16 protein-coding genes and 1 tRNA gene are annotated in these 14,941 nt (G+C 67.0%); 4 read left to right on the top strand and 13 right to left on the bottom strand.

Annotated features, from left to right (window positions below):
- Positions 1 to 12 precede the first annotated feature (12 nt).
- Complete coding sequence (locus tag KUV65_RS01125) at positions 13 to 870, top strand: hypothetical protein (protein ID WP_222187029.1); 858 nt, start codon at positions 13 to 15, stop codon at positions 868 to 870.
- 111 nt (positions 871 to 981) lie between these two features.
- Here KUV65_RS01125 and KUV65_RS01130 read toward each other — a convergent pair whose 3' ends face one another.
- The 6 genes from KUV65_RS01130 to cysG form a co-directional block, all read right to left on the bottom strand.
- Positions 982 to 1,824, bottom strand: coding sequence for a ferredoxin--NADP reductase (locus tag KUV65_RS01130; protein ID WP_222187030.1), 843 nt, complete (start codon positions 1,822 to 1,824; stop codon positions 982 to 984).
- 87 nt (positions 1,825 to 1,911) lie between these two features.
- On the bottom strand, positions 1,912 to 2,340 hold the full coding sequence (locus tag KUV65_RS01135; RefSeq protein WP_222187031.1) for a DUF934 domain-containing protein: 429 nt from the start codon (positions 2,338 to 2,340) through the stop codon (positions 1,912 to 1,914).
- A 23-nt stretch (positions 2,341 to 2,363) separates the two neighbouring features.
- The gene (locus KUV65_RS01140) at positions 2,364 to 3,116 is read right to left on the bottom strand and encodes a phosphoadenylyl-sulfate reductase (protein ID WP_222187032.1); all 753 of its coding nucleotides are present in this window, start codon (positions 3,114 to 3,116) and stop codon (positions 2,364 to 2,366) included.
- Positions 3,106 to 4,776, bottom strand: coding sequence for a nitrite/sulfite reductase (locus KUV65_RS01145; RefSeq protein ID WP_222187033.1), 1,671 nt, complete (start codon positions 4,774 to 4,776; stop codon positions 3,106 to 3,108). Before KUV65_RS01145 ends, KUV65_RS01140 begins: the two co-directional genes overlap by 11 nt.
- Before the next feature lie 20 nt (positions 4,777 to 4,796).
- Positions 4,797 to 5,096: a DUF2849 domain-containing protein gene (locus tag KUV65_RS01150; RefSeq protein WP_222187034.1), complete on the bottom strand. Its 300-nt coding sequence runs from the start codon at positions 5,094 to 5,096 to the stop codon at positions 4,797 to 4,799.
- Positions 5,096 to 6,490, bottom strand: a complete 1,395-nt coding sequence (gene cysG / locus KUV65_RS01155; protein WP_222187035.1) for a siroheme synthase CysG — start codon at positions 6,488 to 6,490, stop codon at positions 5,096 to 5,098. The genes KUV65_RS01150 and cysG overlap by 1 nt, the downstream gene beginning before the upstream one ends.
- 139 nt (positions 6,491 to 6,629) lie before the next feature.
- Between cysG and KUV65_RS01160 the strand changes: the two genes are divergently transcribed.
- Entirely contained in the window at positions 6,630 to 7,103 is a 474-nt protein-coding gene (locus tag KUV65_RS01160) for an Lrp/AsnC family transcriptional regulator (RefSeq protein WP_259552749.1), read from the top strand.
- Here the strand turns inward: KUV65_RS01160 and KUV65_RS01165 are convergent.
- The 3 genes from KUV65_RS01165 to dddP form a co-directional block, all read right to left on the bottom strand.
- On the bottom strand, positions 7,100 to 7,348 hold the full coding sequence (locus KUV65_RS01165) for a DUF6455 family protein (protein WP_222187036.1): 249 nt from the start codon (positions 7,346 to 7,348) through the stop codon (positions 7,100 to 7,102). The two genes, KUV65_RS01160 and KUV65_RS01165, sit on opposite strands and share 4 nt — an antisense overlap.
- Before the next feature lie 69 nt (positions 7,349 to 7,417).
- Positions 7,418 to 8,641, bottom strand: coding sequence for a bifunctional alpha/beta hydrolase/OsmC family protein (locus KUV65_RS01170; RefSeq protein ID WP_222187037.1), 1,224 nt, complete (start codon positions 8,639 to 8,641; stop codon positions 7,418 to 7,420).
- A 108-nt stretch (positions 8,642 to 8,749) separates the two neighbouring features.
- Complete coding sequence (gene dddP / locus KUV65_RS01175; protein WP_222187038.1) at positions 8,750 to 10,081, bottom strand: dimethylsulfonioproprionate lyase DddP; 1,332 nt, start codon at positions 10,079 to 10,081, stop codon at positions 8,750 to 8,752.
- A 94-nt stretch (positions 10,082 to 10,175) separates the two neighbouring features.
- Here dddP and KUV65_RS01180 point away from each other — a divergent pair, with 94 nt between their 5' ends.
- On the top strand, positions 10,176 to 10,982 hold the full coding sequence (locus tag KUV65_RS01180; protein WP_222187039.1) for a heme-dependent oxidative N-demethylase family protein: 807 nt from the start codon (positions 10,176 to 10,178) through the stop codon (positions 10,980 to 10,982).
- A 234-nt stretch (positions 10,983 to 11,216) separates the two neighbouring features.
- Positions 11,217 to 12,140, top strand: coding sequence for an HNH endonuclease (locus KUV65_RS01185; RefSeq protein ID WP_222187040.1), 924 nt, complete (start codon positions 11,217 to 11,219; stop codon positions 12,138 to 12,140).
- Positions 12,141 to 12,265: 125 nt separating this feature from the next.
- Here KUV65_RS01185 and KUV65_RS01190 read toward each other — a convergent pair whose 3' ends face one another.
- From KUV65_RS01190 to ihfA, 4 genes are all read right to left on the bottom strand, one after another.
- The gene (locus KUV65_RS01190; RefSeq protein WP_222187041.1) at positions 12,266 to 13,345 is read right to left on the bottom strand and encodes a 2'-deoxycytidine 5'-triphosphate deaminase; all 1,080 of its coding nucleotides are present in this window, start codon (positions 13,343 to 13,345) and stop codon (positions 12,266 to 12,268) included.
- 91 nt (positions 13,346 to 13,436) lie between these two features.
- Positions 13,437 to 13,513, bottom strand: a tRNA-Pro gene (locus tag KUV65_RS01195).
- A gap of 90 nt (positions 13,514 to 13,603) precedes the next feature.
- Positions 13,604 to 14,524, bottom strand: coding sequence for a MerR family transcriptional regulator (locus KUV65_RS01200; RefSeq protein WP_222187042.1), 921 nt, complete (start codon positions 14,522 to 14,524; stop codon positions 13,604 to 13,606).
- Between the two features lie 86 nt (positions 14,525 to 14,610).
- Complete coding sequence (gene ihfA / locus KUV65_RS01205; RefSeq protein WP_222187043.1) at positions 14,611 to 14,913, bottom strand: integration host factor subunit alpha; 303 nt, start codon at positions 14,911 to 14,913, stop codon at positions 14,611 to 14,613.
- Positions 14,914 to 14,941 lie beyond the last annotated feature (28 nt).

The following is a 14,941-nucleotide window of genomic DNA, read 5'->3' on the forward strand; positions in this document are numbered from 1 at the left end:
ATGGGGGAAAAAATGAGTCGTGCGCTGATTATTATCGTCATCCTAGCCGCGCTTGGCGCGGGCGGGTATTTCCTGAGCCAGGGTCAGATGACCTCGGAAGAGATGGATGAGGCCGTCGACACCGCCGTGGAAGAAGCCGGTGATGCCGCCGAAGAGGCAGGCGATGCCGCCGACGCCGCCGCTGAAGCCGTGGAAGAAGCGGTCGAGGAAGCAGTCGACGCCGCCGGTGAGATGGCCGAGGAGGCCGCCGAAGCCGTGGAAGAGGCCGTGACCGAAGCCGAGACCGCCATCGAAGAGGTGGTCGACGAGGTGATGGGCGAGGCTGACGAGGCCGCCGAGGCAGCGGAAGAGGTGGTCGAGGAAACCGCTGACGAGGCCGCCGCCGCTGCCGATGACGCCGCGGACGTGGCGGCAGATGCCGCCGACGCCGCCGAAGAGACCACGGAAGAGGTTGTTGACGAGGCCGCCGAGGCTGCTGACGCGGCAGCGGATGCAGCCGCCGACGCCGCAGACGAAGCGGCGGATGCCATCGACGAGGCGGCCGATGAAACGACCGAAGCCGCCGCAGAGGCTGCCGCCGAGGGCGCGGATGCCGTGGAAGGGGCCGCTGACGCGGTCGCCGAGGAAGCCGCCGAAACCGAGGCCGCTGCCGAAGCCGTCGCGGCAGAGGCCGGTGACACCGACATGGCCGAGATCTTCAGTGTCGACGGGTTCGACTACGATGCCGCCATCGAGGCGGTCGAAGCCTCGGACCTTGGCCCGGTTGCGCAAACGACCGCCCGCACCGCGCTGGAAGGCGCCCGCGACAACCCGGACCTTCTGCCCGGCGCGCTGGAAACCGTGCGCGGTCTGCTGGGCCTCGACCAGTAAACCCTTCGGGCGGCTTGCAACGGCGGGCCGCCCGCCAGGCGAAAAGAAAACCCCCGCGGCCCAAGGTCAGCGGGGGTTTTTGTTTGTTTCCGGCGCTTTGCCGGATGTCGTTCAGTCAAGGAACGCCTTTTCAACGACGTATTGCTTGGGCTGCGAATTGGCGCCTTCCTCCAGCCCGTATTCTTCGAGCATGTCCTTCAGTTCGAGGTTGAAGGCGAGGTTGCCGCAGATCATCGCGCGGTCGGTCTCGGGGTTCAGCGGCTCGACCCCGAGGTCGCGGAACGCCTCGCCCGAGCGCATCAGGTCGGTGATGCGGCCCATCTTAGGGCTCTCCTCGCGCGTGGTGGTCGGGTAGTAGCGCAGCTTGTTGGCGAACCCTTCGCCGATCAGTTCGGCCAGCAATTCGTCCTGCCGGATCGAGTCGATCAGCTCCTTGCCGTATTGCAGCTCGCCCACTTCGCGGCAGGTATGGGTGATGATGACCTCGTCGTAATCCTCGTAGGTCTGCGGGTCGCGCAGGAGGCTTGCGAAGGGCGCAAAGCCGGTGCCGGTGGCAAAGAACCAGATCCGCTTGCCCGGCAGCAGCGCGTCATGCACCAGCGTGCCGACAGGCTTGGGCCGCAGGATGATCTCGTCCCCGGCCTCGATATGTTGCAGGCGCGAGGTCAGCGGCCCGTCCGGCACCTTGATCGAGTAGAACTCCAACTCGTCATCCCAGGCAGGAGAGGCGATGGAATAAGCGCGCAGGATCGGTTTGGCCTTGCCGGTTTTCGGGTCGGGATCGCCCATCAGGCCGATCATCACGAACTCGCCCGAGCGGAACCGCAGCGAGGCGGGCCGCGTGCACCGGAAGCTGAACAAACGGTCGGTCCAATGCTTCACTTCGGTGACGGTCTGGGCGTCGGGAAGGGCGGGTTTGGCCTTGGCGGGTGCGGCTGCGTCGATGTCTTTCACGGGATTGGGCTCGCTCGTTTGGGAACAGTGAGGGCTTAGCCCTTGGGCCTGGCGTTATCCTTGATCTGGATCAGGGGCGGCGTGGCGTCAACCGGCAGCTTGGCCGCGCAACCGCCCCTGGTAGTCGTTTGCGCGCCAATCGGCCCGGGCCAGCCAGTGCGCCTCGGGCTGCCGGGCGGCCAGCGTTGCGTCGATCTCGACTTCGTCAAAGCCCGCGCGCCGCGCCATGGCGTATTGATCGGCCAGCACATGCCCGAAGGCGCGCAGCGTTCCGGTGTAGCCCATGGCGCGCAGGCGCCGGGCCAGGGTGAAGCCGCGCCCATCCGCAAAACTCGGGAAGGCAATGCGCAGGATCGAGATGTGACCCAGATGCGGCGCAAGCGCGGCCACGTCGTCGGAGGGGCCGATCTCGACAGCCGTTGCACTGTCCGGGCCAAGCTCGGCCAGGGAGGAGAACTTACAGGTCGCGCTATTGGCGGCAAAGCCATCGTCGCGCACGATCACGGTTTCGGTCATCTGATCTGTCCTTTCCTTAAGCGTCAGGATGCGTGCCGCAACGGGCCGCGCACGATCTTTCCATCCACGAAATGGATGCCGCATTCCTCTTTCCCGGTGCCGCGCCAGCGCCCCGCGCGCGGGTCTTCGCCCTGTGCGACGGGGGTGGTGCAGGGCGCGCAGCCGATCGAGGGGTAGCCACGCGCGACCAGCGGATGCCGGGGCAGGCGGTTGTTGACCATGTAGTCCTGCACGTCCTCGGCCCGCCAATGGGCCAGCGGGTTCACCTTGATGCGCGCGGCGCCCTCGGCCTCGAAGAACTCCAGCGCCGCCCGCTGCCCGCCCTGGAACCGCTTGCGCCCGGTGATCCAGGCGTCGAACGGCGCGAGGGCATGTTCCAGCGGTTCGGTCTTGCGCAGGGTGCAGCAGGCGTCGGGGTCGGTCCGGTGCAGGTCGCCTTGCGGGTCGATTGCGGCGATCCGCGTCCGGCTGGCCCGGATCACGCGCAGATCCTGCAAGCCGAGGTGGTCGGCCACCTCCCGCTGGTAGTCGAGCGTTTCGGGAAACAGCATCTCGGTATCGATGAACAGGACCGGCACTCGCGGGTCGATCACGGCGACCATGTGCAACAACACCACCGACTCCGCCCCGAAGGACGAGACCAGCGCGACCCGGCCCGTATCGGCATCGGCAATCGCGCGCTCGACGACGGAGGTGGCGGAGTGGTGCCGGTATCGCTCGTTCAGGCGGGTTACCCGTTGCGGCACGGGCGAGAAAGGGGCGGGCTCAGGCAGCATCGGCGCTGTCCTCGTCCCGATCGTAAAGCGCGGTCCTGAACGGGGCTGAGCCTGTGCGGTTATACACCTGCAAGAACGTCTCCTGCGGGGTCTCGCGCAGGTCCAGGTAGGCAAGGACCAGCCGCTCGATCGCATCGGTGATCTCGTCATAGGCAAAGCCCGGCCCGGCCCGTTCGCCGATCACGGCATCGGGCCCGCCATCACCGCCAAGCGTGATCTGGTAGTTCTCGACGCCCGCCCGGTCGAGGCCAAGGATGCCGATATGCCCGACATGGTGATGCCCGCAGGCATTGATGCAGCCCGAGATCTTGATCTTCAGCGGGCCGATCTCGTGTTCCAGCTTCAGCTCCTCGAACCGTTTGGCGATCTGCTGCGCGACCGGGATCGATCGCGCGGTGGCGAGGGCGCAGTAATCCATGCCGGGGCAGGCGATGATGTCGGAGACCAGCCCGACATTGGCGCTGGCCAGCCCCGCCTCGCGCAGCGCATCGTGGATCGCCTTGAGGTATCGGCACGGCACATGGGGCAGGATGACGTTCTGTTCGTGGCTGATGCGCAATTCGCCATGGCCGTAGCGCTCGGCCAGATCGGCGAGGACGCGCATCTGCTCAGCCGTGGCATCACCCGGCGTCTCCCCCGGCGCCTTCAGCGAGACGGTCAGGATCGCGTAGCCGGGGGCGCGGTGCGGGGCGGTGTTGGTATCTACAAAGGATCGAAAGACCGGGTCGGCGTGATACCACGCAGTGACATCGCCCTCGGCATCCGTCTCGAAGGCGGGCGGGGCGAATTGCGCGGTGATGGCGGCCAGCATCTCTTGATCGATGCCGCCGAACAGCGCCTTGCGGGCCGGAAATTCAGCCTCGACCAGATCGCGGATTTCCTCCAGCCCGTGTTCATGCACGGTGATCTTGATCCGCGCCTTGTACTTGTTGTCGCGCCGCCCCAGCAGGTTGTAGGTCGCCACGATCGCTTCGAGATAGGGCAGAAGGTCGGGCAGGGGCAGGAAGTCGCGCAGCACCTTGCCAATCATCGGCGTGCGGCCCAGCCCGCCGCCCACCAGCACCTGCGCGCCCAGCTCTCCGTCCTGCCGCACAAGGCGCAGGCCGATATCGTGGGCGGCCGTCACCGCGCGGTCCTCGGGGGAGCCTGTGACCGCCAGCTTGAACTTGCGGGGCAGGAACTGGAACTCGGGGTGGTCGGTCGACCATTGCCGGATCAGCTCGGCCACCGGGCGCGGGTCGGCCACCTCGTCGGCGGCAGCACCGGCGAAATGGTCGGCGGTCACGTTGCGGATCGTGTTGCCGCTGGTCTGGATGGCGTGCATCCCCACATCGGCCAGCGCGTCGAGGATGTCGGGCACAGCGGCCAGCTTGGGCCAGTTGAACTGGATGTTCTGGCGCGTGGTGAAATGGCCATAGCCCTTGTCCCACCGCTCGGCGATCATGGCAAGCTGGCGCATCTGGTCCGCCGACAGGGTGCCATAAGGGATCGCGACCCGCAGCATGTAGGCATGCAGTTGCAGGTAAAGCCCGTTCATCAGGCGCAGGGGCTTGAACTCTTCCTCGGTGAGGCTGCCGTCAAGGCGGCGCTCGACCTGCGCGCGGAACTGCGCCACGCGCGACCGGACGAAATCGCGGTCGAACTCGGTATAGCGATACATCGGGGATCTCCTGTCGCGGCTCAGGCGGCCTGTTGTTTGCCGTGCGGGCGGTTCGACGGCCCGCGCGTGCGGAACGTTTCGCGGAAATGGGTGGGTTCGGGACCATGCGGGCCGGATTGCGCATCGGCGAGGTAGGGGCCAACCACCTCGTGACCGCGCGCCTCGGCATCCAGCAGGTGCAGATCGGCGCTGGCCTGATCCTCGATCAGCAGCGCCTCGGACATGTGCCGGGTCCAGGCCCCGTCCGGGGCAAGCCAGACGGCATCGCCAAGCAGCAGGTCGTTCGCGGTCAGCACCTTGGGGGTGAAGGGGCGGGGCATCAGGCAAGCTCCTCTTGCAACTGGGGCAGGCGGGCGACGGCGGCGCGGGGGGCAAGGCCCAGCATCAAGATGACGGGGCCGTCGGGCGCGGCGGCCTCCAGGTCGGCGGGAAGCTCGGCCAGGGTCGAGGCGATCACGCGGGCCTCGACGCGGCTGGCGTTCTCCACCGCCGTGACCGGCGTATCGGGGCTGGCCCCATGCATCAGCAGACGGCCCTGCAGGAACCGCGCCCCACGCGCGCCCATGTAGATCGCGGCGACCATCCCGGCCCGCGCCAGCCCGCGCCAGTCCTGCTCGGCAAAGCCTTTCACGTCATGGCCCGTCAGCAGCCGCAGGTCCGAGTTGCGGCCCCGCTTGGTCAGGCTCTGGCCCAGCTGTGCGGCGGCGGCGCTGGCCGCCGTGATGCCGGGGCAGATGGCCCAGTCGATCCCGGCGACATTCAGGGCGTCCAACTCCTCGTCCAGCCGTCCGAAGACACCCGGATCGCCCGATTTCAGCCGCACCACATGGGCGCCCTGCGTAGCGTGCTCGACCATGAGGCGGCCGATCTCCTCCTGCGACATGGCGGGGCCAAAGCCCTTCTTTCCGGCGTTGATCAGCACCGCTTCGCGCCGGGCAAGCTCGAGGATCGCGGGGGAGACCAGCCGGTCGTGGATCACGACATCGGCCTCGTCCAGCAGTTTCCGCGCCTTCAGCGTCAGCAGGTCCGGGTCGCCCGGCCCGCTGCCGACAAGGTCCACATGGCCCGCCGATGGCTTGGTCGCCAGGTGGTCGTCCAGCAGGTCTTGCAAGGTTCGGGGCAGGGCATCCGCGCCGTTCTGCTCCAGCGCGCGAGGGCCGGCGCGGTCGTAGTAGTCGGCCCAGAACTCCCGCCGCTTGCGGCCCATGGGCAGCGCCTCGGCAGCCTTGCGAAAGGCCTGGCCGGCCCGCGCCAGCACCCCGAGGTTTGTCGGCAGGTGGCTTTCCAGATGCGCCTTGATGCGGCGGGCAAGGACCGGGGCCGCACCCTCGGTGCCGATCGCTACGGTCACCGGGTCGCGATCGACCATCGCGGGTGTGATGAACTGCGAGGCATTCAGGTTGTCGACCCAGTTGACCAGCGCGCCATCGGCGCGGGCGAGGGCGGCCACGCGCGCATCCTCGGCATCGTCGTCATTGGCGGCGTAGAACAGCCGTGCACAGAGCGCATCGCCCGGTTCGACCGCGCGCCTCACCAGCGCGATCCGTCTTTCGCGGGCCAATTCGATCACCTCGTCCGCAGGATCGGCGGCGAAAACGGTCAGGCGTGCGCGCGTCTTCATCAGCAGGCGCAGCTTGGCCAACGCCGCCTCGCCACCGCCCGACACCACGACACGGGCCCCGTCGAGGTCTAGGAAGATCGGGAAATGTCGCATGACGAACCTCGAAGCTGTGTTTCGCCATGAAGATAGAATAATTTCCTGACCGGCGGCAGATATCCCTTGCGAAAAGGGACGTTCGTTCCGTATCTGGGTCGGGTCAGGATCACCGTTCCAATCAGGTCAGGAGGCCGGAATGCCCGTTCAGATCGATGCGCTCGACAGGAAAATCCTCGCCGCGCTGCAAGAGGATGCCAGCCGGTCGCTGGAGGATATCGCGCGCGTGGTGGGCTCGTCCAAGACGCCGGTCTGGACCCGGATTCGCAAGCTGCGCGAGGCGGGCGTGATCGGGCGGCAGACCGTTCTGCTGGATGCCGACGCCTTGGGGCTGGAGGCCTGTTTCTTCGTCCTGATCCGCACCTCCGAGCACGAGGCCGAATGGCAGACGCGCTTTCTCGAAACCCTGCGCGCCCATCCCGAGGTGATGGAGGCGCACCGGCTGGCGGGCGATATCGACTATATCCTCAAGGTGCGGGTGCCCAATGCGCGCGCCTATGACCGCTTTTACCAGGCGCTCATTTCCGAGGTGAAAATCCACAACGTGACCGCGCTCCTCAGCATGGAGGAGATCAAGGCCTCGCCGCTTTTGCCCCTGGACGCAGAGCTTTAGCCGCGCTCGAACCGGTCGCGGTTGCGGCAATAGGCGGGCGGAAAGTCCAGTTCGATGGTGTGGGCCTGAAGGCGGCGGCACTCTTCATGGTGGGTGCAGGTCGAGCAGCGCATCACCATGTCGCGAAACTGGTAGGCGGCCTGAACCGGCCCGGTTTCGAACCCGGATTCCAGATCGACCCCCAGCCGGACGGCCATGCCGGTCGCCAGTTCATTGGCAGAGTCGAGTTTACGAAACAGTCCCATCGCGCGGCTCCTTGCCATTTTGGGTTGGCGCAGCTTGGGACGACGCAATGCCGCGCGCCTTGATCGGGATCAAGGCGCGGCCGGCGTGGATTTTACCTCGGTGTCGACGGTCGCACCGGCCTCCAGTGTCTTGTGTACGGGGCACCGGTCAGCGATGTCGCGCAATCGGCGGCGCTGGTCGTCGCTCAGATCCCCCTCCAGCGTGATGATCCGGGTGAACCGGTCTAACGGGGTGTGGGCACTGGCGTCCTGCGCATGCACCCGGTCGTGGCGCACATCGACCGACACGTGATCAAGGGGCCAGCCCTTGCGCCGCGCATACATGCGGATGGTCATGGACGTGCAGGCGCCCAGACCTGCGGCGAGGAATTGGTAAGGGGTAAAGCCCCGATCCGTGCCGCCATAGCTGCGAGGCTCATCGGCCAGCACATGGTGGAGCGGGCCTGCCATCACGTCTTGCAGGAAGCCGGTCGGGTCGGCCTCGGAGACGCGTGTGATGCCCTCGGGGGCGCCGGGCGGTGGGGCCGGGGGCGACAGCGCAAGGTAGCGCTGCGCCCAGCTTGCAATGACACCGGCGGCATATTCCGCATCGCCGGCCCGCGTGATCAGGTGGTCCGCATCGTCGAGCGTGACGAAGCTTTTCGGGTGCTTGGCGGCCATGAAGATCCGTGTGGCGTTGTCGATCCCCACCACCGCGTCGCGCGGTGCGTGCAGGACGAGCAGGGCGCGTCCCAGATGCGCGATGTCCCCGGCAATCGCCTCGCCCTGCACGTCTTCGACAAAGCCGCGCCCGATCTGCACGGGCCGCCCGCCCAGATCCACCTCGCCCGCCCCGTCGCGTTCGATCCGCTCCAGCGCGTCGCCGAAATTGTGGGTGACATGGGCCGGGTCGAAGGGCGCGCCGATGGTTACGACTGCCTTGGCCGACGGGATGCCACGCGCCGCCTTCAGCACCGCTGCACCCCCCAGCGAGTGGCCGATCACCAGGCTGGGGTCCATGCCCCGCGCGGCCAGCGCCGCGGCTGCCGCGTGCAAGTCAGCGACGTTCGAGGTGAAGGAGGTATTGCGAAATTCTCCTGCACTGTGGCCCAGCCCGGTGAAATCGAAGCGCAGAACCGCGATCCCCTCGGCGGCAAGACGTGCCGCGATGCGCCGCGCCGCCACGATATCCTTGCCGCAGGTGAAGCAATGCGCAAACAGCGCCGTGGCCAGATGCGGCCCCTCGGGCAGGTCCAGCCGCGCGGCGAGCGTGTCGCCCGCATGTCCGGGAAAGGTCAGTTTTTCGGTGGGCATGAACGCGCTCCTTCAGTCCGGCAGAGCATGTGTGCAGTTGCGTTGGGTCGCAACCCGAAGCCGGGTTCGGTCACGCGGTCGTGTCGGACCGTGCGGTGTCGAGTCGGTCTAGGGGCTACCCATGAGCGCCGCATCGAACGGATAGCGCGTAAGGGTCTCGTAGCCATCCTCGGTGATCAGAACCTGATCCTCCAGCTTGATGCAGAAATCGCCGCCCTCTTCGCCCACCAGCGCCTCGACGCAGAAGGTCATGCCGGGTTCCACCTCGTAGTCGAACGCGCCTTCGACGTAGTGGTCGGGATAGGCGATCAGGGGCCATTCATCGCACAGGCCTACACCGTGGAAGCGGCAGGAATACTTGCGCGCATCGTATTTCGGGGCGAGTTGGTGGCCACCAAAGGTCAACTCGCGGAACGAAACGCCGGGGCGCAGTAATGCCATGTTGGTCATGATGTGCTCATGGGCATGCTGCATCGCCTCGACCATGTCGGGGCGAGGACGGTCGGGGCCGACCCACCAGGTGCGCGAGATGTCGATGCAAATGCCATAGCAGCCGATCAGGTCAGTGTCGAAGGCCACGATCTCGTTCTCCTGCACCCGGCGCGGCCCGCATTCCTGGAACCACGGGTTGGTGCGCGGCCCCGAGGCCAGAAGGCGCGTTTCGATCCACTCGCCGCCGCGGCGGATGTTTTCGGCATGCAGCACGGCCCAGATATCGTCCTCGGTCAGGCCGGGCTGGCAGGCATCCTCCATCGCGGCGACCGAGGCCTCGCAGGCATGGCTGGCGCAGCGCATGGCGCGGATCTCGTCGGGGCCCTTGATCGCGCGGGCCTTCTCGGTGACCTCCTCTCCGTCGAACAGCGTCAGGCCGGCCGCCTCCAACGCGCGGGCGCCTTGCCACATGATCTTGTCCACGGCGAGCCGCGTGTTGGTCCCCGCATGGGTGCCGAGGATCTCGGACACTTGCCCCGCGAACTCCGCCGCCGCCGCACCGCCGCTGTCGCCCGTGGCGAAATAGAACATCGACGCGCCCGAGCGGACCTCGGCCACCAGCGGGTTGTGATCGGCGAGGAAGGGGGAATTCTTGTAATCCCACAAGACCATGTGCCCATCGGCGCAGACGAGGCAGGCGCGGAACGGGTTGTGGGTGTTCCAAAGCTGCATATTGGTCGAGTCGGTCGCGTAGCGGATGTTGAGCGGGTCGAACATCAACACGCCTGCGTAATCGCGCTCGGCCAGACGGTCCACCAGCCGGTGCAAGCGCCAGGCCCGCATGGCGGGCAGATCGGGCAGGGTCAGGCCCGCCGCCTCCCACTCGGCATAGGCCAGCGGCGTGGGGCCGATCTCGATCCGGTCCTGGTCGTTTAGGGTGCCGTCGGGCAGGGTGACGCCCTTGGTCGGGTCGATCTTGCGCGCGGGCAGTCGATAGGCTTCATTCATGGCGCACCTCCCTCACGCGCATGGCGGCGATGGGGAAAATCCTGCGAGGGTCATACTGGCCCGGCGCGCCAATTCGCGGCAAGAAAGGTCGGAAATGGGTGACCCTGTCCTGCATGAACGGCTGCCGAGCGCGCCCTGGATGACGCCGGTTGGCCGCAAGCTGCCGGGGATCGCGCCGCTCGACATGGCGGAATGGCTGGTCACGGACGAAGCCTATGGCGGGCAGATGGCGCTGCGCGACCGGCTGATCGCCGAGGCGCGCGGCCGAGTCTGGGCCGAGACGCCAGTGTCTGAGGCCGCCTCGGCGGAGCTGCTGGAAACGGTGATCGCCCATTTGCCCGAGGGGTTTTCACGGCGGGGCGAGACGGTCACGCGGCCGGATGGCGTGGCGGTGGACCTCGCCTCGGACACGCCGCTGGTGGTCGCGGCGCGGTTGGTGCAGGAGGATCTGTGCTTGCTGCAAAAGCCGGACGGCGCGGAGGAGCACGTGCTGACAGCGGCAGTCCTGTGTTTCCCAGCGAGCTGGACGCTGGCCGAGAAGATCGGCCGCCCGCTGACGGCGATCCATATCCCTGTGGCGCAGTATGACGACGGCATCGCGCCGCGGGTGCAGCGCCTGTTCGACGGGATCAAGCCGGGCCGGCCGCTGTGGCGGCAGAACGCGTTGCTTTATGCCGACCCGACGCTGTTTCAGCCCGCGACCGAGGCGCAACCGCGCGTCACGCCGACAACCCGTCCCGACTACCTGCGCTCAGAACGCCAATGCCTGCTGCGCCTGCCGCGAACGGGAGCGGTGGTGTTCTCGATCCACACCTATGTCCTGCCTTTCGAGCGATTGACGCCCGAACAGCAGGCGGAGCTTGCACGTCACCCGATCGAGTACGCGGGCCGGTCGGTCTGAGCGAGGGCTTGCCGCGCGTCTCGGCCTTCGGCCTGCGATCTGCGACGGCGGTGGCAGCGCTGGCGCGCTGCGGGGGGACTTTTCTGCCAGGGCTGCGCGTTGGGGCGGGCCGGGACGGGGGCTCTGCCCCCACGCGCGCGTTGCGCGCTCCCCCGGAGTTTTTTGCCAAGATGAAGGGGCGGGCCAGGCGAATAAACCCCTTGTGTTCCGGTTGTTTACCGATTTCCTGGACGCATGGTTAAGCTGGTCCTCCTGCACAAGGCCGACTCGATCTACGAGGATGAGCCAGACGTGGTCTATGACTTTCCGCGCCCCTATCTGAAGGCGATGGAGGCGGCGGTCGGTGACTGGATCGTTTATTACGAGCCGGTCAAGGCCGGGCCGCGCGGGTATTTTGCGGTTGCGAAGATCGATCGGGTCCTTCCCAAGCCGGGCGTCGATGGGCGCTTCCTCGCCATGATCGAGCCGGGCAGTTTTCTGCCCTTTGACCAGGACGTGCCGCGGCTGGTGGAGGGGCGCCCGTTGGAAGCGGCTTTGACCGAGCCGGACGGCACGCCGAAAAAAGGGGGCGCGGTGCAGCTTGCCGTGCGGCGATTGCCGGAGGCGGAGTTCGCGCGCATCGTCAACCTGGGCCTGCCGCAGGACCTGGAGCGGATCGAGGCGACACGCTACGATCCGCAGCCAGCGGGATTTGGCGAAGGGGCTGACCCGTTCGAGCGCCCGGTCCTTGAGCGGCTCACCCGCAGGCCCTATCGCGATGTCGCGTTCCGCCGGAAGGTGCGTGCGGCCTATGGCTATCGCTGCGCCGTGTCTGGCCTGATGTTGCGCAATGGCGGCGGGCGCCCCGAGGTGCAGGCGGCGCATATTCGGCCTGTCGAAAGCCGGGGCAGCGACTCGGTGCGCAACGGGCTGGCACTCTCGGGGACTTTGCACTGGATGTTTGATCGCGGTCTGATCTCTGTCGCGGAGGATTGCGAGACGATCCTCGTCTCTCACAACAAGGTGCCAGGTGATGTCGTGGGGCGGCTCATTGCGCCTGGTGGCAAGCTGGTCCGGCCCGAGGATCCGCGCGATGCGCCGCATCCGGAGAACCTGCGCTGGCACCGCGAAAATGTCTTCGGTCGCGTCATGCCGGATGATCCTGCGCCTTGGGGATAGCGCGCATTTCAAAGCGGTGGCGCCGACGCCGTTGAAGAAAAAGCTGCAGAGTCGATGGCGGGCAGGCCGTCTTGTCGCCGCCACAAACGCGCTTTGCAGGTCCCTTTCCAGGATGAACGGGTAGCTCAGGCCTTGAAATGCTTGGAGAGTTTCAGCCCCTGGCCCTGGTAGTTCGAGGCCAGATCGGCACCGTAGAGATGCTCGGGCGCCTCAGCCATGCGTTCGTAGACGAGGCGGCCCACCACTTGCCCGTGTTCCAGCACGAAAGGGGCCTCGTGGCAGCGCACTTCGAGAACGCCGCGGGCCGGGATGCCGTGACCGAAACCCGGGTCGAAGAAACCCGCGTAATGCACGCGGAATTCGCCGACCATGGCGAGATACGGGGCCATCTCGGCGGCGCAATCGGGCGGGATGGTCACCGCCTCGCGGCTGACGAGGATGTAGAAGGCGCCCGGGTCGAGGATGATGCGGCCCCGGTCGCTGCGGACCTCTTCCCAGAACTCGGCCACGTCATGGGCGCCGATTTGCGTCAGGTCGATCACCCCGGCATGGGGTTTGGCGCGGTAGCCGACCAGCGTCCCGGTCTCGGGCTGAAGATCGACCGAGAAGCCGAGCCCGTCGTCGATCACGGCGCGGTCGGTGCCGGTGACCAGCGGGGTGTCGGCGTGACGGCTGCGCAATTCGTCGTCGTCCAGCACGGCTTCGCCCCGGCGAAAGCGGATCTGGTTCAGCGCAAGGCCCGGCTTGACCAGCACCGAGAAGGAGCGCGGGCAGATCTCGGCATAGAGCGGGCCGGCATAGCCCGGCGCGATGCGGTCGAACTCGGTCCCGCCATCGGTGATCACGCGGGTCAGGCAATCGACCCGGCCGGTGGAGCTTTTGGCATTGGCGACGGCCGAGACCCCGGCGGGCAGGGCAAGCCGCTCCATCAGCGGGACGACATAGACGCAGCCCTTTTCCAGCACCGCGCCCTTGCTCAGGTCCATGCGGTGCATCTCGAATTCCGGCAGGCGCTCGGAGAGCTTGTTGCCTTCGCCTGCAAGAAAGGACGCCCGGACGCGGTAGGCCACCGTTCCAAGCCGCAGATCGAGGGAGGCGGGCTGGATCTGCCCGGCCGTGACGGCGGGATCGGCCGCGATTTCGCCCGCGTCGATCATGGCGCGCAGGCGGTGGTCGGGCAGCACTCCGGAAGCGGTGTCGGTCATGGCAGGCCTCTCGTTCCTGGGCGTTCGGCCCGGGCGTTCGGATTGGGCAAGAAAAAACCGCCCAACCCCGGAGGGCAAGGCGGTTTTTCCATGGTCGGGCTAGCAGGACTTGAACCTGCGACCTTCCGTCCCCCAGACGGACGCGCTACCAGGCTGCGCCATAGCCCGACGTGAGGGGTGTTCTAGCGATTTTGAGCCGGGGCGCAAGGGGGCCAAGAGCGGCTTGCGGCAGTTTTCCGGCGGGGCTGCCAGACGGGGTCAAAGCTCTGCCGGGGGCGTTTCGAGACGCTGCCGCAAACGGCGCATCGCGGCCAGTGTTTCCGCGGGCACCGGCCTTGTCGTTGCAAGCTGTGCCAGCCGGTCCAACGCGTCGGCAGGGCTGAGATCGGGCTGGTCCGGCTTTGGTGCATCGGTGTCCGGCGCGGTGGTGTCGTCTTGCTCGGCGACTTCGGTCGGGGCCTCGGCTGGGGCCTGCTCTTCGACCTTGTCTTGTGGCGCATCAAGCTCGGCCATTTCGACCGGCGCGGGTTGCGGCGTGTCGGGGGCGCCATTTTCTTCTGGCGTTTCAGTTGGGGCAGGGCTTGCCTGCTCAGGCTCAGGCTCAGGCTCAGGCTCAGGCTCAGGCTCAGGCTCAGGCTCAGGCTCAGGCTCAGGCTCAGGCTCAGGCTCAGGCTCAGGCTCAGGCTCAGGCTCAGGCTCAGGCTCAGGCTTAGGCTCAGGCGCGAGATCGAGTTCGGGTTCGGATTCGGGTGCCAAGTCGGGCTCCGTTTGGGAGTCGGTCACGGGGCTATCGTCGGCGGAGGGCTCGGTCCCCCCGGTCTCGGCGATATCGGCCTCGGCATCGCTCTGCCATGTCCCCTCTTCGGCGATGCCCTCAATGGGTTCAATGGGGCCTTGCGTCTCGTCCGGCGACGGGGAGAGCGCCATGACCGCGGCGACGCCTTCTTCGCGGATCATCCGTTGCGCGCCCCGGATCGTCATGCCCCGGTCATGCAGCAGCACCTTGATCCCGCCCACCAATTCCATGTCCGCGGGCCGGTAATAGCGCCGACCCCCGGCGCGTTTGACCGGGCGGATCTGGCTGAATTTCGATTCCCAGAAGCGCAAAACATGAGGGGCGACGCCAAGCCAGTCGGCGACTTCACGGATGGTTCGAAACGCATCGGGGGATTTGCTCATGGGCCTGTCCTGTCCCCGGGTCCTGCACTGATCCTCGTGTCACGGTCGGGTTTGGCCCGACCTGTGCGCTGTCTCGTCCGGCCGGCTCAGGCCTTGTTCCCGGCCGCCACGCGATCCTTCATCAGGTGCGAGGGGCGGAAGGTCAGCACGCGGCGCGGGCTGATCGGAACCTCTTCGCCGGTCTTGGGGTTGCGACCGACCCGGGCCGATTTCGACCGGACCGAGAAGGTGCCGAAGGACGAGATCTTGACCTGTTCGCCCTCGACCAGCGCGTCGGACATCATTTCGAGCACACGTTCGACCAGTTGCGCGCTTTCGTTGCGCGACAAGCCCACTTCGCGGAACACCGCTTCGGACAGGTCCATCCGGGTCAAAGTCTTGCCAGCCATTCCGATCACCCCCCGCCTTGGTTGTCTC

This window comes from Maritalea mobilis (assembly GCF_019800885.1).
In the GTDB taxonomy this organism is placed as follows: Bacteria; Pseudomonadota; Alphaproteobacteria; order Rhodobacterales; family Rhodobacteraceae; genus Roseibacterium; species Roseibacterium beibuensis.